The 19487-nt window shown below is 45.8% G+C and carries 14 protein-coding genes, 1 other RNA gene and 4 pseudogenes; 16 read left to right on the top strand and 3 right to left on the bottom strand.

Annotated elements, in window-relative coordinates:
- The first annotated feature begins 12 nt into the window (after positions 1 to 12).
- The 3 genes and pseudogenes from DMB88_RS20890 (at position 13) to rnpB (ending at position 2351) form a co-directional block, all read left to right on the top strand.
- Positions 13 to 770, top strand: a pseudogene (locus DMB88_RS20890) (tRNA (adenine(22)-N(1))-methyltransferase TrmK).
- Positions 746 to 1861 (top strand): Nif3-like dinuclear metal center hexameric protein, encoded by a 1116-nt coding sequence (locus tag DMB88_RS20885; RefSeq protein ID WP_128102887.1) that lies wholly within the window; start codon positions 746 to 748, stop codon positions 1859 to 1861. The pseudogene DMB88_RS20890 and the gene DMB88_RS20885 overlap by 25 nt, the downstream one beginning before the upstream one ends.
- Positions 1862 to 1942: 81 nt before the next feature.
- Positions 1943 to 2351: RNase P RNA component class A (rnpB, locus tag DMB88_RS20880), an RNA gene on the top strand.
- 415 nt (positions 2352 to 2766) lie between these two features.
- Here rnpB and DMB88_RS20875 read toward each other — a convergent pair.
- Positions 2767 to 3992 (bottom strand): annotated as a pseudogene (locus tag DMB88_RS20875) (PLP-dependent aminotransferase family protein).
- Between the two features lie 188 nt (positions 3993 to 4180).
- Between DMB88_RS20875 and DMB88_RS20870 the strand changes: the two are divergent.
- Together DMB88_RS20870 and DMB88_RS20865 are read left to right on the top strand one after the other, a co-directional pair.
- The gene (locus tag DMB88_RS20870) at positions 4181 to 5701 is read left to right on the top strand and encodes a MocR-like pyridoxine biosynthesis transcription factor PdxR (protein ID WP_128102886.1); all 1521 of its coding nucleotides are present in this window, start codon (positions 4181 to 4183) and stop codon (positions 5699 to 5701) included.
- Positions 5702 to 5786: 85 nt separating this feature from the next.
- On the top strand, positions 5787 to 6050 hold the full coding sequence (locus DMB88_RS20865) for a hypothetical protein (RefSeq protein WP_128102885.1): 264 nt from the start codon (positions 5787 to 5789) through the stop codon (positions 6048 to 6050).
- Positions 6051 to 6153: 103 nt separating this feature from the next.
- On the opposite strand, the gene DMB88_RS20860 is transcribed toward DMB88_RS20865, so the two are convergent.
- Positions 6154 to 8043, bottom strand: coding sequence for a S8 family peptidase (locus DMB88_RS20860; RefSeq protein WP_128102884.1), 1890 nt, complete (start codon positions 8041 to 8043; stop codon positions 6154 to 6156).
- Positions 8044 to 8335: 292 nt separating this feature from the next.
- On the opposite strand from DMB88_RS20860, the gene DMB88_RS20855 reads away from it, so the two are divergent.
- From DMB88_RS20855 to thiI, 6 genes and pseudogenes are all read left to right on the top strand, one after another.
- Entirely contained in the window at positions 8336 to 8842 is a 507-nt protein-coding gene (locus DMB88_RS20855) for a YpuI family protein (protein WP_056696072.1), read from the top strand.
- A 173-nt stretch (positions 8843 to 9015) separates the two neighbouring features.
- Positions 9016 to 9234, top strand: a complete 219-nt coding sequence (locus DMB88_RS20850; RefSeq protein WP_128102883.1) for a DUF1540 domain-containing protein — start codon at positions 9016 to 9018, stop codon at positions 9232 to 9234.
- A gap of 35 nt (positions 9235 to 9269) precedes the next feature.
- Positions 9270 to 9674 (top strand): hypothetical protein, encoded by a 405-nt coding sequence (locus DMB88_RS20845; protein ID WP_128102882.1) that lies wholly within the window; start codon positions 9270 to 9272, stop codon positions 9672 to 9674.
- Positions 9675 to 9892: 218 nt separating this feature from the next.
- Positions 9893 to 10652 (top strand): annotated as a pseudogene (locus tag DMB88_RS31785) (lytic transglycosylase domain-containing protein).
- Positions 10653 to 10827: 175 nt separating this feature from the next.
- Positions 10828 to 11976, top strand: a complete 1149-nt coding sequence (locus tag DMB88_RS20830; RefSeq protein WP_128102880.1) for a cysteine desulfurase family protein — start codon at positions 10828 to 10830, stop codon at positions 11974 to 11976.
- A gap of 6 nt (positions 11977 to 11982) precedes the next feature.
- Positions 11983 to 13224 (top strand): tRNA uracil 4-sulfurtransferase ThiI, encoded by a 1242-nt coding sequence (gene thiI / locus DMB88_RS20825; RefSeq protein WP_128102879.1) that lies wholly within the window; start codon positions 11983 to 11985, stop codon positions 13222 to 13224.
- 200 nt (positions 13225 to 13424) lie between these two features.
- On the opposite strand, the gene DMB88_RS20820 is transcribed toward thiI, so the two are convergent.
- Complete coding sequence (locus DMB88_RS20820; protein ID WP_128102878.1) at positions 13425 to 14126, bottom strand: TerC family protein; 702 nt, start codon at positions 14124 to 14126, stop codon at positions 13425 to 13427.
- A 104-nt stretch (positions 14127 to 14230) separates the two neighbouring features.
- On the opposite strand from DMB88_RS20820, the gene DMB88_RS20815 reads away from it, so the two are divergent.
- From DMB88_RS20815 to DMB88_RS20795, 5 genes and pseudogenes are all read left to right on the top strand, one after another.
- Entirely contained in the window at positions 14231 to 14890 is a 660-nt protein-coding gene (locus DMB88_RS20815; protein ID WP_128102877.1) for a TerC family protein, read from the top strand.
- 312 nt (positions 14891 to 15202) lie between these two features.
- Complete coding sequence (locus tag DMB88_RS20810; protein ID WP_128102876.1) at positions 15203 to 15697, top strand: hypothetical protein; 495 nt, start codon at positions 15203 to 15205, stop codon at positions 15695 to 15697.
- Between the two features lie 181 nt (positions 15698 to 15878).
- Positions 15879 to 17726 (top strand): translational GTPase TypA, encoded by a 1848-nt coding sequence (typA, locus tag DMB88_RS20805; RefSeq protein ID WP_128102875.1) that lies wholly within the window; start codon positions 15879 to 15881, stop codon positions 17724 to 17726.
- Positions 17727 to 18033: 307 nt separating this feature from the next.
- Positions 18034 to 18330 carry a YlaH-like family protein gene (locus DMB88_RS20800; protein ID WP_128102874.1) on the top strand — a complete coding sequence of 99 codons (297 nt, stop codon included), beginning with the start codon at positions 18034 to 18036 and terminating at the stop codon, positions 18328 to 18330.
- Between the two features lie 92 nt (positions 18331 to 18422).
- Positions 18423 to 19477: pseudogene (locus tag DMB88_RS20795) on the top strand (LCP family protein).
- Positions 19478 to 19487: the final 10 nt, after the last annotated feature.

The raw sequence follows: 19487 nt of genomic DNA, 5'->3' as shown, positions 1-19487 counted from the left end.
TGTAGGTGTGTCATGAAACTTTCGAATCGATTACAGCAAATACATGTACAAATTCCGGAGGGAAGCCGTTTAGCGGATATTGGTTCAGACCATGCGTTGTTACCTGTAGCAGCAGTTCGCAGCGGTATCGTTGTAAGTGCAATAGCTGGTGAAGTGAATCCCGGACCTTATGAAGCAGCCCGGAAACAAGTGAGTGATGCAGGTCTGCAAGAGAAAATTACGGTTCGCCGCGGAGACGGTCTTGATGTGGTAGAGCCAGGTGAAGTGGACGTAATTACAATTGCGGGTATGGGCGGAGCGTTAATTGCATCCATTCTGGATCGTGGTCTGTCCAAGCTTGAGGGATTAGCCTGCTTATCCTACAACCCAATGTAGGTGAGGATATCCTGAGACGGTGGCTTCTAGCTCACAACTGGGTGGTCGTTGCGGAGAAGCTGCTTGAGGAAGATGGCAAGATCTATGAAATTATTACGGCTATGCCACAAGCGAGCAGTCCCATTGCGAATGAAGAAGTATACAAGCCCCGTCTCATCACGAATGATGTAGAGTTGACGGAGGAACTGTTGCTTCGCATGGGGCCATATCTGGTAGATCAACCGACAGACGTATTTTTCGCCAAATGGGAAAGTGAGATCGTTAAGCTGCAGGGTGTGGTGCAGTCGATCATGAAATCCGATCAAGAATCTGCTCGTGAGAAGGCCGCGGATGTAGAACAACTGATTGCGAAATTGAAGGAGGTATTGGCATGTTTGCCAAAGGTCAAACTGTAATTCAATTGATGGAGCAGCTTGCTCCCAAACATTTAGCTGTACCTGATGACCGAATCGGACTGCAGCTGGGGAGTCTGCAAAAGGAAATAACACACGTTCTTGTTGCTTTGGATGTCACTGATGAAGTAGTTGAGGAAGCGATTCGCATAGGTGCCAATCTCATTATTGCGCATCATGCCATTATATTCCGTCCAGTTAAATCTCTAACAACCGATACACCTATGGGAAAACTGTACGAAAAGCTGATTAAGCATGATATTGCGGTGTACATCAGTCATACGAACCTAGACGTAGCAGAGGGCGGTATGAACGATTGGATGGCAGAAGCGATCGGAATCGATAGCAAAGAGTCACTGGAAGATGTACATACGGATCATCTTTTCAAGCTGGCGGTATTCGTTCCTCGTACACATCATGAACAAGTGTTAAACGCTATTCTAGAAGCAGGCGCTGGCAGCATTGGGCAGTATAACAAGTGTAGCTTCAATACAGAAGGAACGGGTACATTTGTACCTGGAGAAGGCACACAGCCTTTTATTGGTACTCAGGGACAGATGGAACGTGTAGAGGAAATGCGTATCGAGACGGTTGTGCCGCAAAGTCTGCGTAGTCAGGTTATACAAGCGATGTTAAAGGCTCACCCTTATGAAGAAGTTGCATACGACCTGTATCCTATGGATTTAAAAGGCCGTACGCTTGGTCTGGGGCGCTTGGGACCGCTCAAACAATCAATGACACTCGAAGAGCTGGTTGACGTCGTGAAGACCCAACTGGACGTGTCTCACGTCCGCGTGGTAGGAGACTTAAGCCGTAAGGTGAAAAAGGCGGCAGTTCTTGGTGGTTCAGGTAGCCGTTATACACTTACCGCACGCTTCAAAGGAGCAGATGTGATCGTAACTGGGGATATCGATTATCATACGGCTCACGATGCGTTGATGGCAGGCATGAGCATCATTGATGTTGGACATAATGCCGAGAAAATTATGAAGCCAAAAACAGCCGATTGGCTGCGGGAGCGCTTAGTTCATAAACGTTATGAAACACAGGTGACAGCATCAGAGGTAAATACAGAAGTATTCCGTTTCCTCTAAACGTGCTTGTTCCAATGCTTCCATTAATATTAAGCTTGTTTGTAAACTGAAATCCTTGTATACTATGTAATGTTGTTTCGGAAAGCTTGACAGACAATCGCTGGTGGCCTTGTTGCCACGAGAGGAAAGTCCGGGCTCCACAGGGCAGGATGCTGGATAACGTCCAGTCAGCGCGAGTTGAAGGATAGTGCCACAGAAATGGACCGCCGATGGCCGGATTTTCCGGCACAGGCAAGGATGGAACCGAGGTGTAAGAGACCCCGAGGAACGCTGGTGACTTCGTTCCTGGTAAACCCCATCTGGAGCAAGACCTAATGGGACACAGTCGACTCTTTGGAGGAGACAGCCTTAGCCCGAGGTGTGTCTAGGTTGGTCGCTTGAGCTGTACAGCAATGTATGGCCTAGATAGATGATTGTCGCTTGTGGTGGGAGGGTAGTTCCCGTATGGACCACGAAGAGCACAGAACCCGGCTTACGGTAAGCTTTCCTAACTGCAACAACAGCTAGTCATTTGGAATTCATTCATGTGAATGGTAATTCTCATGATGAACATAGCGTAATAACAGAGATGGCGTCAGAATCCGATCTTTACGGAATCTGACGCCATATTTATTTGCTATTGATCAAGTGAGCGATGGTCGCATTTATACTGCAATATGCAATATAAATGCGACTATCGGTGCGTGTTCAAAAAGGACGGTTTTCAGTACCGAGAAGATGGGATGAAGGTAGAAATGGAGTAGCGGAGCGTAGGCAAACCTACGTGAGCAACTACATTGTTTCCGAAGGAAACAAGCTTCGTAAGCCTCCACTTATTTCGGCTGAATCCCATCTTCGATGCTGAGATGCCGCTCGCGCATCTTTCGTAATCAAAAACGGACTTTTTGAACGTCCTCTATCAGTAATTACATGGTCACTGTAGCATCGGATTGTACCGAAGCATGCCAGCGTTTAATCGCGCGATCCATACGTTCTACAGCCTCAGGCAGCAGGTCTGGATCGGTGTGGGTGAAGTTAATCCGCATCCGGTTCAATTCAGGCGTGCCGGCATAGAAGGAATCACCAGGAACGATACATACTTTTTCCTGAATGCCGTAAGTGAACAGATTGCTGGCAGACATCGATTCAGGTAATTCGAGCCAGAGGAACATTCCCCTTGCGGTGAATTCCACGAGATCCCTTCCCAAGCTTTCTTCGTCATAAGCTCAGTCATTTTCTCCATACGCTGTTTATAATCAGCGGAAATTCCACGAATGTGTTCATCCAGATCAAATGTCTCCATCAGTGCATGAAGGGCTCTTTGGTCAATGCTGCTTGAGTGTAGATCCGCACCCTGTTTAGCTCTTGCCGCTATTTTAACAATGTCTGGTGCAGCTAGGATCCAGCCTGTACGAAGTCCAGGAGCAACTGTTTTGGAGAAGGTGCTGGTGTAGATAACGTTGGAAGGTCCTTCATAAGCAGCATCCAATTCTGCAAGCGCTGGTGCATCCAGTTCTTCTGGATTAAAACGAATCTCGCCGTACGGGTCGTCCTCCAAAATCAGGACACCGTATTTTCGGCAAAGATCTACTGCTCTCTGACGTCTTTCACGGCTCCACACTTTACCCGAAGGGTTAGAGAAGGTTGGGTTGATGTAGACCAATTTTGGACGATGCAATTGCAGCAGTTCTTCTAATGATTCAGGTAACATTCCTTCGTCATCACAGCTTACACCGTGAGATATTGCCTGGTAGGAATGAATAACTTGAAGCGCAGCCAGATAGGTTGGTGATTCAACCAGTACACGGTCACCCGGATCAAGCAGAATACGACATACAAGGTCAATGGATTGCTGAGATCCTGTAGTCAGAAGCATATGATCTGGAGAAGCGGGGATGCCTTTGGATTCAAGGCGTTCCGCGATTTTGGCACGAAGCGGACGATATCCTTCCGTTTCTGCATATTGAAGAGCGGATGATCCGGACGCAAATACTTTTTCATACGCCACCCGAATCGCTTCCAAAGGGAAGGATGATTGTGCGGGTAAACCTCCTGCTAATGAAATCATGCCCGGAGCCTGAGCTGCCTGCAACATGTCGCGAACGACAGAGGAGGGTGTGTTTAGTGCCATTTTAGACCAAGGGATATTCATTGTGTTCTCATCTCCTGTTATTCACTGTTATAGAGGTGCTTCATAAAGTTCGTTTTGCAGCTTTTTCCATCGTCTTCGTACGAAAAACGAACCTTTGAACACGAACTTAAAGTAATGTTATATTCTATAATAGACCGAAACTGTATAACAGTAAAATGTAGATCATAACAGTTGGGAGGACGGGAACAATGCATATCGAACTGAAACGGGGAAGTCGCACGAAATTGTACATACAGATTGCACTTACTCTTGCAGATCGTATCCGATCTGGGCTTATTGAACCAGGAACCCGTCTGCCATCCGTCCGAAAGCTCACCTCAGACCTTGGTGTAAGTTTAGTGACGGTGTCCAAAGCATATGCGGAGCTTGAAGCAATTCAATTAATTACGTGTTCTCAAGGCAAAGGTTGTTATGTTCGGGGAGTGCAGGAGTCCGAGAGAAGCGAAAATATAGATAAAATGTATCCTGTTCAAGGAAACGGGGAGAAAAACACACCGTGGAACTGGCAGATGGCACTAGTAGATTATTTACCCCGGGCTCAGCTCTGGCGACACTTCGACGCTTCCCCACAAGTGCGGTATGAGCTCCATATGTCTGCCATCCAGCCTGAATTGTTGCCTACACGCGAGATTATTGAGAGTGCTTATCGCCTCTCTTCAGATCATCCGGAACGGATGGCTGCATATGGTTCGTTCCAAGGAGATCGAGAGCTTCGTCAGACGTTTGCGGATCATTTTGCAGAAAGAGGTCTGCAGGTTATGCCTGAGCGCATGTTAATTACTAGCGGTACGCAGCAAGGCATTGATCTGGTGGCTCGGACATTTGTAGGTCCTGGTGATGTGGTTTACATGGAAGCCCCGACGTACACGGGAGCCATCGATGTATTTACGAGCAGAGGCGCCAAAATTATTACCGTACCAATGGATGATGAAGGGATGCGCATTGATCTGTTGACGAGGTTATGCGATACTCATCCGCCGAAGTTAATCTATACCATTCCAACATTTCATAATCCCACGGGCATCACGATGAGTGCTCAAAGGCGAGCACAGTTGCTGAATTTGGCTCAAAGCTACCATTGCCTCATTCTGGAGGATGATCCGTTCTCTGATCTTTATTTCCGCGATCCGCCTCCAGCCTCCATTAAGTCGATGGATACAACCGGGCATGTCGTATACCTGAAAACGTTCAGCAAAGTATTATCACCAGGTTGTCGTGTCGCCTGTGCTATTGCAGATGGGAGTGTCCTAACCCGATTGGTAGCTGCGAAATCTACGGCAGATCTAGGCAGTCCGCTGTTAACTCAAAAAGCGTTGCAGTCCTTCATTCAGCATCAGTATAGCCTGTACATCCGCAAGCTTCGAGATGAGCTGTGCGCTAGATTGCGTGCGGCATCGGCTGTCTTAGAAGCACATGCACCACCAGGCATGTTCTGGGTTTTACCGGACGGAGGGTTGAACCTGTGGTTGCAACTGCCTGATGGCATGGACATGCGGGAACTGCACAGACACGCGCTGGCAGCAGGGGTTTCCTTTTTGCCGGGCTCAGCTTGTTATGTAGGGGAACCGGACACTTCGAGTCTGCGAATTTGTTTCACAGTGACAGACCAGGAGCATTTGTGCGAAGGTCTGCGTGTCTTATGTCATGTGATCGCAAACGAAGCCCCGCTTAAGGGAGGGGCGAGTGCGGACAGGCTCCCGCTTATTTAATTTCTCAAAAATGGACATACATCCAATCCACTTTCGTCCTCATGCAATACGTTATAGTATCACTTGAAAGGGAGTTGGTTTTGAAATGAACCATTTCTGTCCACCGGTTTGCCCGATTGTCTGTGATCCTATCCAGGTTGTGCAAGACTACTACATTCCACAAATCGTACCTGTGATTCATCCAATCGAGGTTATCAAAAAACACCACTGCGTGCCGATTCCTCACCATATGTATCCTGTCGTAGTGAAAGAAGAAGACATGGGCATGGGTTATGTATCCAGCTACAAAGGCAAAAAGAAATCTGCCAAAAAATCAAGCAAATCCCGTACAGCTTCGCGTAAACGTTAAGCGCAGCCTAAGCCCCCGGGAATAACAACAGTGATACCATATCAAAAAGCAGCATACGCCCGGGGCGCAGCTGCTTTTGTTGTTGTAGGATATATATATACGCTCACTTCGTATATTTTTTCATCGTATTGTCCATTTGCTGTCTCACATGTTGTGGCCAAAATTGCAGAGGGGCACTGTTGCTCGATGCCGCTTGCAATGCTTTGTAGACATCCACTTGGCCGTATCCATAATATTTATCGTGACCAGGATCGCCAAGGTCAATCACGCTCTGGCGCATAAGATCCATCACTTCAGTATTCGTTAGATCAGGATTAATCGAACGAATTAAACCAGCAAGCGCGGCCACATGGGGACTCGCCATGGATGTTCCCGACAATGCGGCATACTGGTTGTCCGGGTAGGTGCTCGCAATGCTTGTGCCTGGTGCCATGACATCAACGTAGTCTCCATAGTTGGAGTAAGAGGCTTTATTCATGTCAGGATCAGTAGCAGAGACGGCAAATACTTCAGGATAGGCAGCCGGATACCCTGGACGTTCTGTATTATCGTTACCTGTGGCGGCGATCAGCACAATGTCGCGGTCAAATGCATATTTGATTGCATCATGAAGAAATTGAGCATCGGCGTAGTTTCCTAAGCTCATGTTAATGACCTTGGCTCCATGATCTGCTGCCCAGATAATCCCTTCAGCAACAGCATATGTCGTGCCTGAACCCGAACTATCCAGAACTTTAACTGGAAGTACATTATTGTACCAGCTCATTCCAGCTACACCCTCATTGTTGTTAACGATCGCCCCGATAATTCCAGCAACGTGTGTACCATGACCGACATCATCAAGAGGTTTACTAGCTGGGTCGATTACATTGTATCCTTCAAGCAGCTTACCTTTGAGATCAGGGTGATTGACGTCTACCCCGGTATCCACCACGGCCACAATAACATCCTTGTTTCCTTTTGAAATGTTCCACCCTCGGTTGGTTTCGATCGCAGGCAGGTTCCATTGATAATCGGTGAACAAAATATCGTTAGGAACGGTGACTTCGGCCGAATTATCCTTTTCAGACAGTGTTTCATTGGTTAAATACATGTAGTGGGGCTCCATATAAAGTGGATTCCATTTACGTTCGAAATAGGAATGCAGCTGTTCATAATTCATATGTTCTGACCGGAAAACATACGTGTATCCCAATTTGCGAGCAGACTGTGTTCGCAAGTCAGATTTAATGATACGCATGTCACGTTCACCCGGCTCCTGTCGGAAACGAATTACGATTTCATTTTCATAAAAATGGCTGGCATTTGCGTTATCATGCCCTGTTTTGACCGTGATTTCGTTTAAGGTATCCGGATGCACCGATTCGATTTTGAATTTGCCTTCTCGAGGATAAGGAATCATACGTAGATTTTTACGTTGGTGCTGTTCGACTGCATTAAGCACGTTTTGGCTGAATAGGGCGATGACTGCTTGTTTGCCATCTTTGGAAGGCTGACCTAGCACAAAGTACTTTTCTTTTCCCATGGAAAATGAAGACGACTCGAAGCTCTGACGTTTCATAACGGCTTTTTTGGCTAGGCTAAGAGAATGATCGAATCGTTGTTGCTCCAATTTACTTCCTTGTGGCAGGTCTTTGCCAAACTGGTGACGCTGTGAACCGGATGTATTGTCCATGAACATGAGAGAACGAATGTGTGTGTGAGAATGTTGAAGGTCTTGCACATACTTACGCAATTCTGAATCTGACATGCTGGAGGTTTTCTCTAACATCGTGCTTAGATGCTGTTTCGCATCCATTCGGGTGAGGAGATCCGTTTTTTTTACGTCTTGTACTTTCAGGCGCTGTTTATTCCCTTGCTCCACGTGAGGAGCATCAGGTAACGCACTGTGTTCTGGCAGTGTGCGATTGTTGGATGTTGGTAGAAGCAGGGTTAGTGCAAGTGTTCCTACACCTGCAGCGATAACCCAGTTAATCCATTTTGGTTTAGACATCGAGATGGTAACCTCCTCTGGAATTAGGACAATAATCTGAACCTTGCTTAGGTTCTCATCGTTGTCCGTGCATAGTTCTATCGTTAGGAAAAGCAGATATTTTTATGCAGATCTAGACCATGCGTAGCGTTTTGCAATGAAGATCGTGGAACACATGAATACAACGCTTGGATTATGGGATACCGCTCGTCAGCTTTTTATGGTAGGATAGTACCTGAGAATTGAAGGTCAGGTGAAGTTCACCGCCCGACCTACCTATATGTAAGGACTTATTTAAGGGGGAGCTACCTTTATGTCAGCAGCCAATGTACAGAAAATTTGTGAGTCAACTAGGGAAAAGTTAAAACCTGCTATCGACCGGATTGAACAATTTTTGAACGAAAATGCTTTGCCTGAACTGGATCAGAATCAGACGGAAGAATCAACAACGTTCTACAAAGGATTTCTTTCGGATCTCCGTCATTTGCTTGTTTTTTCTGAAGTTTCTTACGAAAAACTTGGCGTTGTGCTGCGTCGTGCTAATTTCGATGTCGATTTTGCAGAAAAGGCGCTTTATAATACGTATCACCAAAGTGTGAATAGCTTTTTCTATCCCAAAAATGAATGTTATTCTGAAGACGGCAGATATGCTTACACAGGGCAAGATGCAATTCGCTTCCGTGACAAGCCTATCCGCGCAGTCCGTGACGTCATTCTTGAGATTTCCAAAACGTATGAAGAATTGCGCGACGACTTGGCTTTCTATGAAAGTGATTACTTGACTCAGCGTCGGATGCAGAACCAACGTAACCACGCTTAAGCTCAGATTACATGTAAACTAAAGATATCAATGAATGAAGCCGCCTATTTTGGCGGCTTTTTTGTGTTCTGACCAATAGCTGGGAGAGGGAATAGATGCATGTCATCATCTGACATTTTGAACGGGAATAGCTGATTATTACCGTGGAGACAATAGGTGCGAGGTGATAAATAATGAGTCATGAAAAGCCAATCGTTAAATGCAGCGTCTCTAACTGTAACTACTGGGGCGAAAACAACTTCTGTCAGGCGGATGCCATCATGATTGATATCGATCAGCATGCTACCCGCCGTCTACATGAGGAATTCGCTGGAGAGACATTCGATTCCGATCATCACGATCATGCCAGAACATCCTCTGCCACATGCTGTCACACGTTCAAACCCAAATGAGCAGTCATTCCTATTCTTAATGGAGGTGCTTAGTAATGAAAAATGATTACAAAGATCTTCTGATTAAGCGCTCTGAAGCAGAGGACAAGAAATCTCGGGAACGCGTTGACTATCCAAGACGCGAACATCGAGAAGAGTACGGTGCGGAGGTTGCTCCTCCATCTGCTTTGCGTACCGAGCGTTCTGAGCGTCCGGTAAGTACACAGGAAAATCATGAGGCAGACGCAATGATGGAATCCACAGGCAGAGTTGCAGGTTATGTAGGTTTAGCCTCAGGGATTGCCTCATTATTCATGTGGTCGATCGTGCTTGGACCCGTCGCGGCTGTACTCGGATATTATGCTTTTGTGAATGGGCGTAAAACGGCAGGTGCCTGGTCAATTGGTTTAGGCATTGTAGCCACGCTCAGTTATTTCTTCATGATTCCATTCGCGCGATAAAAGCGAAAGGTCATGCTTCTTGCAGCTTCTTAAACGAACACAGTACTTTATATGATGACCTTTTTCTTTCCCGACACTGGGATGGAAAAAGGTTTTTTCGTCTATGTGCAAAAAAAGAATATATATGCGCTTATTTTTTGAAAATGATGGCAGATTCATGTAAAACGATGTAGAATAAAGGCAGAATATAGTTTTAATTTACGGGAGTGGATATACACATGCAGATTGATCCCACTGGGTCACGGCAGTTGCTTGAACTGCAATTGTCCAACGTTGCCAATCCATCAAGCGGGTCTGCCGGAGCGGCCAATTCGTCTGTAGATTTTGCTAACATGATGGACGGGCTATTAGGCACTGGAAACCGTGGATCAAGCAGTAGCGATGCAGCTTCAGCATCTCTTGGTTTGTCCAAACGATCAAATGACGGGTTGTTATGGTTACAATTGGGAAGCCAATATAGTTCAGATTCGGGTACACCACTGACAGAATCCACAAGCAGCAGTCCAACTGTATCCCTTTCCTCTCTGTTGAATGCAGTGTCAACGAACGGGAAGAGACTGTACCCACCGATTATGATTCCTTAATCGCTGCAGCGAGTGCAAAGTATGGGGTGCCTGAGTCGTTAATCAAGGCGGTTATTGATACAGAATCCAATTTTAATCCAAACGTAGTTTCCTCAGCCGGAGCCAAGGGCTTAATGCAGTTGATGGACGGAACGGCTGCTGGTCTTGGAGTAAGCAATTCATTCGACCCTGCACAGAATATTGATGGGGAACGAAGTATCTTTCGCTTCAGCTTCAACGTTTTGGGGGAGAAGTGAAAATGGCTCTCGCCGCGTACAATGCGGGACCGGGACGTGTATCACGCCTGGGTGTATCCAATGACGCAGAACTGATGAATGCACTGAAGCTTCTGCCTACCGAGACGCAAGCTTATATCGCGAAGGTAGAGAAGGCGCAAGCGAAATATACGCTGTAACTTGGGATGTAATGCACATACAGTGAGTTCAGCATAAAGATCAATTCAGGAACCTGTAGGGAGCTTCTCTACCTGCTTCTGCTTGGTCTTTTTGTGTTGTGGCGGTATCGTGTTACAATGCTCACTGTAGAATCATGAAGTTTGAATGCACAAGATAAGGAGGTTTAACCTCGTTTTGAAATATTTTGATTATGCAGCTACGACGCCTCCAGATCCTGAAGTCGTACGAACCATAGCTGAAGTGATGGAGGCACAGTATGGGAATCCTTCTTCCATCCATGGCTACGGTGAGCGGGCGCACCAACTATTGCGGCGAGCGAGAGCGGGTTGTGCTACAGCAATCGGGGTTAAGCCTGAAGAGATTATTTTCACCTCAGGAGCAACGGAGAGCAACAATCTCGCGATTAAGGGGGCGGCATTACGCTACCAATCCCGAGGCAAACACATCATAACTACAGCTACCGAACATGCGTCAGTGTATGAGAGCTTCCTCCAATTGCAACAGTGGGGATGGGAAGTCACATGGATTCCTGTGGACTCACTTGGGAGGGTAACCGCGCAGCAGGTTATCGAAGCGTTAAGACCGGATACTGTCCTTGTAAGCTTAATGCATGTCAACAATGAAACAGGTGCGATTCACCCGGTTGCTGAGATCGGTCAACGTCTCAAAAAAGAAGCTCCCCGTGTTTTATTTCATGTAGATGGTGTGCAGGGAGTCGGGAAACTGGAAGCCAAACCTGCCTCATGGCATGCCGATCTATATAGTCTATCTGCTCATAAATTCCGCGGCCCCAAAGGAGCTGGACTGCTTTACGTGCGAAGTGGGATTGAACTTACTCCGCTATTATCGGGAGGCTCACAGGAGAACGGCATGAGAGCAGGTACGGAAAATGTAGCATTGCTTGTAGGTATGGCGAAGGCGATACGTCTTGCTGTAGAGCGTCAACCCCAGTTTGTTGAACGTGTGACGGTGTATCGTGACGAGATCATGGCGTTTATTAAGGGAATCCCGGGTCTAGTCCTAAATAGTGATGGACAGGGAGCACCTCATATCATTCATTTCTCTTATCCTGGCATGAAAGCCGAAGTAGTGCTTCATACACTGGAGCAGCTTGGGGTAACGGTATCCACCCAGTCAGCATGTTCTTCCCGTTCTGCTGAACCAAGTCGCGTACTGCTTGCGATGGGCAAAGATGCGGCTTGTGCAGCTGGAGGATTACGTATTAGTCTAGGTGATGAACACACAGAAGAAGATGTAACCCTGCTGAAGCAGGCCATACATCAGATGATGGCGCAATTGCGCCCGTTGGAAAGGCGGATGTAAAGTCAAATGAAATACGATATGTTACTTCTCCGTTTTGGAGAGTTTATGTTAAAAGGCAAAAATCGTGCACGTTTCGAGAAAACGATCATTACTCAAGTACGTTCCTTGCTCAAGCCTTACCCAACTGCGAGTTTGCGAAAAGAGTTTGGTCGTCTGTATGTGGATCTCGGTAATGAATCCTATACGGATATGATCAAGGTATTGAAGAGAGTTTTCGGCGTGATGTCGATCAGTCCGGTTAAAGTGACTCCTTCTGAGCGGGATGCCATTGTGGAGACTTCGGTTGCTTTTATGGAGGAGAGAAAGCACGAGTTCGAAGGCGGTATGACTTTCAAAGTAAATGCCCGCCGAGTATGGAAAGAGTTCCCGCATTCCTCTCATGAGATGAATCATATGGTGGGATCTCCCATTCTCCGAACCTTTCAGGATCTAAGCGTGGATGTGCGTGAGCCAGATATCGAGCTGCGCGTAGAGATTCGTGAGCAGGGTACTTATATTTTCAATGAAGTAATACCTGCTGTAGGTGGGTTCCCATTGGGAACAAACGGAAAAGCGATGCTTCTGTTGTCCGGTGGTATCGATAGTCCGGTGGCAGCTTGGTCTTCGATGCGTCGGGGACTCGAAGTAGAATGTGTACACTTCTACAGCTATCCGTTCACAAGCCAGCGCGCGAAGGAGAAAGTCATCGACCTTGCCCGTGCACTCGCGGATCATGCGGGTACAATTAAGCTGCATCTTGTTCCGTTTACCGAAATACAGACGGCATTCACACAGCTCGGACAGGACAACTTAATTATTACACTGATGCGGCGCTCTATGTTGCGGATTGCAACCAAATTGGCTGAACGTGAACGTGCGCTTGCTTTGATTACAGGCGATAGCTTGGGGCAGGTTGCCAGTCAGACACTTCCCAGCATGAACGTGATTGGGCGTGCAACGGAACTACCGTTGCTGCGACCACTAGTCATGATGGATAAACAGGAAATTATTACGCTATCCAAGCAAATTGGAACGTATGACATCTCCATTTTGCCTTATGAGGACTGTTGTACCCTGTTTGTGCCAAAATCGCCAACGACGAATCCTAACCTACGCATTGTGGATAAAATTGAGGCGACGATGAGTCATCTGCCCGCATGGGTTGATGAAGCCGTAGCGCAGACCGAAACGATTGTTTTACATGCAGGTGAACCTGTGACTGGAGCGAGTTCTAGTGACGACTCTGAAATCAAAGAAGACTGGTTTTAACAAGTTAATCGTCTAATCATCATAATGATCTTATGTGGTTGGAAAGACATAACAAGGAATATGTTTACCCGCATCTTAAAACATGACAAAGTTAAACAGAAAAAGGACTGGTCGACATTAATCGATCAGTCCTTTTTTTTGAAAATAATAGCATTTAAATTGTTCAGCAGAGCTGATTAATTCGATTATCGCAATCCTTTTTACGAATAGGATCGCTCGTGCTTTTTGGCTGCTCGGTCATGACTTACACGTTTCCGGTACCCTGCCAATACAACGCCGGCAACGACAAGAATGATGAACAATATCCGCAGTGCCGGATGCTCAGTGAAGAAAGGAACAAGCTGATGTTCCTCTGTAATCATGTTGGTAGCGGTGTAACCTAAGACAATCGCGCCAAGATAGATAATCCATGGAAAACGATTAATCAGCTTAATGAACAGCGTGCTGCCCCACACGATAATAGGTACGCTAATAAGAAGTCCAAGGATAACGAGTAGGAGATGCTGCTCGGCTGCGCCAGCGACAGCAATGACATTATCCAGTCCCATGGCTGCATCTGCGATAACAATGGTGCGTACTGCAACCCACAGCGAGTTACCTGCTTTGATATCGCTGTGCTCTTCTCCTTGATCTGCTAACAATTTATAGGCAATCCAGACGAGAAGCACGCCTCCAGCTAGGAGCAACCAAGGCACTTTAAGGAGCCAGAGTACAACGACGGTTGCTACAATTCGTATGAGGAGTGCACCTGCTGTTCCGTATAGAATCGCTTTTTTCTGCACTGAGGGATGGAGATTACGTGCAGCTAAACCAATGACGATGGCATTGTCCCCGGCTAACATTAGATCAATAAATACAATTTTAACTAAAGCAATCCAAAAAACAGCGCTAAATATGTCCATTTGCTGTCACTCCTTCATTTACCTGCCTGTCTAAAATAAGCTTGTTCAATCGATAAGAATAGCATGGACAACTTTGACATACAAGTTAGAGTGGGGGGATGATTATGGATACTTTATGGCTGTTGACGGAAATATTAATGATCAATCTGGTTTTGAGTGGAGATAATGCGGTTGTCATTGCGCTTGCTAGTAAGGATCTACCTGTGAGGCAGCGTAAGCAAGCCGTGTGGTGGGGGGCATTTGGAGCGGTAGTATTACGCTGTGTATTGACCTTTGCCGCAGTTTTATTGCTGGGGATTCCTTTCATTCAAGCTGCTGGTGGACTGATGTTGTTCTGGATTGCCATGAAGCTATTGCTTCAGGATGAGGATGCGGTACATATTCGTGAAGCAAAGACGACGTGGAAAGCGATTCAAACGATTTTGATCGCTGACTTTGTCATGAGTTTAGATAACGTTCTGGCCATTGCTGCATTAGCCAAAGGTGATCTGGCGCTGATCGTTATTGGTATTGCCATCAGCATTCCTATCGTTGTATGGGGAAGTGGTCTGATCGTGGGACTGTTGAAGCGATACCCGATCTTGGTGTTTGTCGGTTCTGGAATTTTGGCTTTTACAGCCGGTGAGATGGTAATGAACGATCCGAAGCTTGGGCAGTGGTTAAATGGAATGACAACCGAAGCACATACGCTGCTCCCAGCAGCCATGGCTTGTCTGGTTCTTGCTGTTGGAGGAGCAAATAAGTTTGTAAGGCGAAACATTTAAATATACTTTCTGTAAAAGTGGATCGCACATCTCCGAAGAAGTCCAAGCCGCTCGGGTTAGAGCGGTTTTTTTGTTGAATTTGGTTTGCTCAAGAAGGTTACTGAGAAGAATAGGAAGTATATGCCTATCATCGAATGACATCAGAGAACCTACAATATGGAGTAGCCGCAGCGTATGACATAAAGGATAGTTTTTTGCCGAAACTTCAGCTACACTAGATACTATAGATGCATGTCTGGCATCGCGAAAAAAGACTGTATGTTAGCCAGGCGAGATACATAGCCAAATGGGATAAGAGGTGACTTGCAGAAAATGAGAATGAGAAATGAAAAAGCAATCGGGATTTTTATAGTTGTTGCAGGTGTGATAATTTTGCTCGGTAAGCTAGGGGTGTTTGGATTCATTGGGCGCCATTTCTGGCCATTGTTGATCCTTCTTCCGGGTATTGCTCTTCATGCGCTGCGTTATGCACGACTCTCGCCTTCATGGTCACTTGTTCCTGCGGGAATTCTAACGGTATATGGCTTATTATTCGGCATAACGAACACATGGGGAGCGGGACTGATGGCAAGGTTGTGGCCGGTTCTTCTGTTAGGTGTTGCTGTAGGTTTATTAGAATACGGACTAGCTGAACGTCGAAGACCTGAGTATGTGTTACCTGCTGGAATGATTATAGGTGCAGTAGCTGTCATATTGCTCGGATTTACCTTGCTTCAGACAGGGATTGTCTACGTACTTGCTGTCCTGTTGATCTTAGGTGGAGTGTGGTTATTACTAGGACGGGGACGTCGCGGTAAGGGCTGGTAATAATCTCAGTGCTGATTTCAAGCGAAATATCTTGATTTTTACCTATGATAAACTATAATATAAGGGATATAGACATGCGTCGGGTTATCACCGACGCTTATTTTGTGAGTAACCTGCGATTTTGCGGGAAGTTTAGTAGATAAGATAAGAATTGAAATTGGAAAGGATATGGATACAAACCATGCATTCAAGAGAACACATTCGCAATATTGCGATTATTGCCCACGTCGACCACGGGAAAACGACACTCGTCGACAAGTTGCTCCAGCAATCCGGTACATTCCGTGATCACGAGACGGTACAGGAGCGCGCAATGGACTCCAACGATTTGGAGCGTGAACGCGGTATTACGATTTTGGCCAAAAACACGGCTATAACTTATAAAGATTTCCTGATCAACATTGTAGATACACCTGGTCACGCCGACTTCGGTGGTGAAGTAGAACGTATCATGAAAATGGTTGACGGCGTATTGCTCGTTGTTGATGCTTATGAGGGCTGTATGCCACAAACGAAGTTCGTACTTCGTAAAGCACTTGAGCACAACCTGACTCCAATCGTTATTGTAAACAAAATTGACCGTCCAGCGGCTCGTCCGGCTGAGGTTATTGATGAAGTACTTGACCTGTTCATCGAACTGGGTGCCAACGATCAACAACTTGAATTCCCTGTTGTATATGCTTCCGCATTGAACGGAACATCCAGCATGGAAGACGATCCTGCCAAACAAGATGACAACATGATGGCGATCTACGATACCATCGTAAGTCATATCCCTCATCCAACAGAGAACGTTGAAGAGCCACTGCAATTCCTCGTAACTCTGATGGACTACAATGAATACCTCGGACGTATCGCTATCGGTCGTGTAAACCGCGGTGTGATTCGTCAAGGCCAATCCGTTACTGTTATTATGCGTGATGGCAAAAGCAAAACAGCTCGTATCGAGAAACTGTTTGGTTTCCAAGGTCTGAAACGTGTGGAGACAGAGGAAGCTGGCGCAGGTGACATCGTTGCGATCGCGGGTATTAAGGATATCAACATCGGTGAAACGATTGCTGATCCGAACAACCCTGAAGCTTTGCCGGTTCTGAAAATTGATGAGCCAACACTGCAAATGACATTCCTCGTAAACAACAGTCCATTCGCAGGCCGCGAAGGTAAATGGGTAACTTCCCGTAAACTGCGCGAGCGTTTGTTAAAAGAATTGGAAACAGACGTATCTCTTCGTGTTGATGAAACAGAGAGCCCTGATGCATTTATCGTTTCTGGACGTGGTGAGCTTCACCTCGGTATCCTGATTGAGAATATGCGTCGTGAAGGATATGAGCTTCAAGTTTCCAAACCAGAAGTTATCGTTAAGGAAATCGACGGTAAGAAAATGGAACCTCTTGAGCGCTTGTTGATTGATATCCCTGAAGAAAGCATGGGTTCCGTCATGGAGAGCCTGGGCGCACGTAAAGCAGAGATGGTTAACATGATCAACAATGGTACTGGTCAAGTACGTCTGGAGTTCCTGATTCCTGCACGTGGTCTGATTGGATACAGCACCAACTTCCTGACATTGACTCGTGGTTATGGCGTAATGAACCATGCATTTGACAGCTATGCTCCAGTGGTATCCGGTCAAGTGGGTGGACGTCACCAAGGTGTACTGATCTCAACTGAAACGGGTACATCTACGTTCTACGGAATGATGGGTGTTGAGGATCGTGGTACGCTCTTCCTTGAGCCAGGAACAGAAATTTACGAAGGTATGATTGTTGGTGAGCATACACGTGACAATGATATCGTAGTTAACATCTGTAAAGAAAAACAACTGAGTAACGTTCGTTCTGCTGGTAAAGATGATACGGTTAAAATTAAAACTCCGATTATCTTCTCATTGGAACAGGCGCTTGAATATTTGAACGATGACGAGTACTGTGAAATCACGCCGAAATCCATTCGTCTTCGTAAGAAACTTCTGAACAAATCCGAGCGTGAGCGTGCAGAAAAACAACGCAAAATGGCTCAAAATAACGCTTAATCATAACTAACAAAAAATAGAATGTATAAGTTAACGTTTGATGTTTTGACTTACACTGCCAAGGTTGATATTAAACCGCTAAAGTAGTGTAGGATACGGAATCGATTCGATAGAAGCGAAGCGTTCGCCTTTGTCTCCGGATTTCAACCTTTGAAGAATTATTTAGGAAATCTGGAGACAACAGCGATCGAAAGAACGATCCGAATCCGGAACGGTCTCATACGACGGTTTTGTAATCAACTTGGCAGTGTTGTTCCATCAACCAGTTTACTTATACAAGCATGATCACGAAAGGAGATGCCTTAACATGCAAGCATGGTTCGCATCACACCCGATCGTAGCCTATATCGTCATCTTTGTGCTAATAACTTACGTATACAACAAGGTGTTTCGGGTACGTCAGAAGTTACCACTCGTTAAGGAAATTTTCCTCTATCTGTTGATGGCGATGGGCACATTCATGCTTCTTATTTTTCAGATCGATAAGCTTCCCATCATTCAATGTTTGCTGGTAGCGGTTGGTTTGATGTTGTTAGTACGAGTGCGCTATTTTATTGAAGGTCGACAAAAGAAAAAGGCGGAAACTTCCGCACGAAACTCATAAATGTTGTCTTGTACAATCCATCCGTTTTCCCTCGGGAAAGCGGTTGTCTTTTATTTAGACAAAAAAACAGATGTGATAAAGGTGTTGAAGATATGAATTCAAACGGCTTACCTCCACGGAGACAGGCACCGACGAAATCAAGTACTTCTGGATCGAAGAATAGCAAGGGTCAACCGAAGAAAAAGAAAAAAGGATTGCGAGCATTTGCGAAGATTGTCCTCAGTTTGTTCGTCATCGGCATATTGGTGGGGCTGGATATATCTACTGGGTCTACAACCAAGTAGCGGATACAGGTATTGATAAACCGGTACCTCCAGGTATGTCAGCCAAAACCAAACCGATTACGATGCTGCTATTAGGTACAGATAATCGTCCTGAGACAGGAACCTATCTATCCGATGTGGTGATGGTGGCTTCCTTGAATCCTGAGACCAAAACGGCAACGATTGTGTCGCTACCACGGGATACACGCATTGTATTGGATGGATATAAATCGAATAAATTGAACTCATACTATCCAAAATTCAAGGCACAAGAAAAAACCTCCGGTAAAAAAGCGGAAGATCAGATGAAAGAAATGATGGGCAAGTATCTTGGTGTGGACATCAATTACACAACTGTCCTGAATTTCCAAGCTTTCCGCGATGCTGTTAATGCAGTTGGTGGCGTAGACGTGACTGTAGATAAAAATATGTGTTACCGAGATACAAGAGATGGTACGGATATTAATCTCGTAGCAGGCCCGCAACATTTGGATGGTAAAGAGGCGCTTGACTTCGTCCGTTACCGTAAATCTAATTGTGATCCCAAAACACAAGAATCCAACGATTTTGACCGAAATAAACGCCAAAACCAAGTGCTGAATTCAATGCTGGATCAGATGAAATCACTAGGTGGTGTAACCAAAATCGGTAAGGTTATTGGAGCAGTGGATGACAATATGACCACAGATGTGGAATCAGAACAAATGAAAAACTTTATTTCTACGTATTGGGATATTTCTAAATCGGATGTACACTATATTCCAGTGACAGGCGAGTGGAGAAGTCCATATGTATATATTAACGAGACAGAGCTGGCGAATGCGAAGCAAGCTTTGCAGGATACGTTATCCGGTAAAGTGACTGCGTCTCCAGCAGCAGAATAACTCTCATTCT

The organism is Paenibacillus sp. DCT19, from assembly GCF_003268635.1.
Taxonomy (GTDB): domain Bacteria; phylum Bacillota; class Bacilli; order Paenibacillales; family Paenibacillaceae; genus Paenibacillus.
The sequence above is the reverse complement of the archived record's forward strand: the minus strand, read 5'-3'. Positions and strand labels throughout refer to the sequence as shown.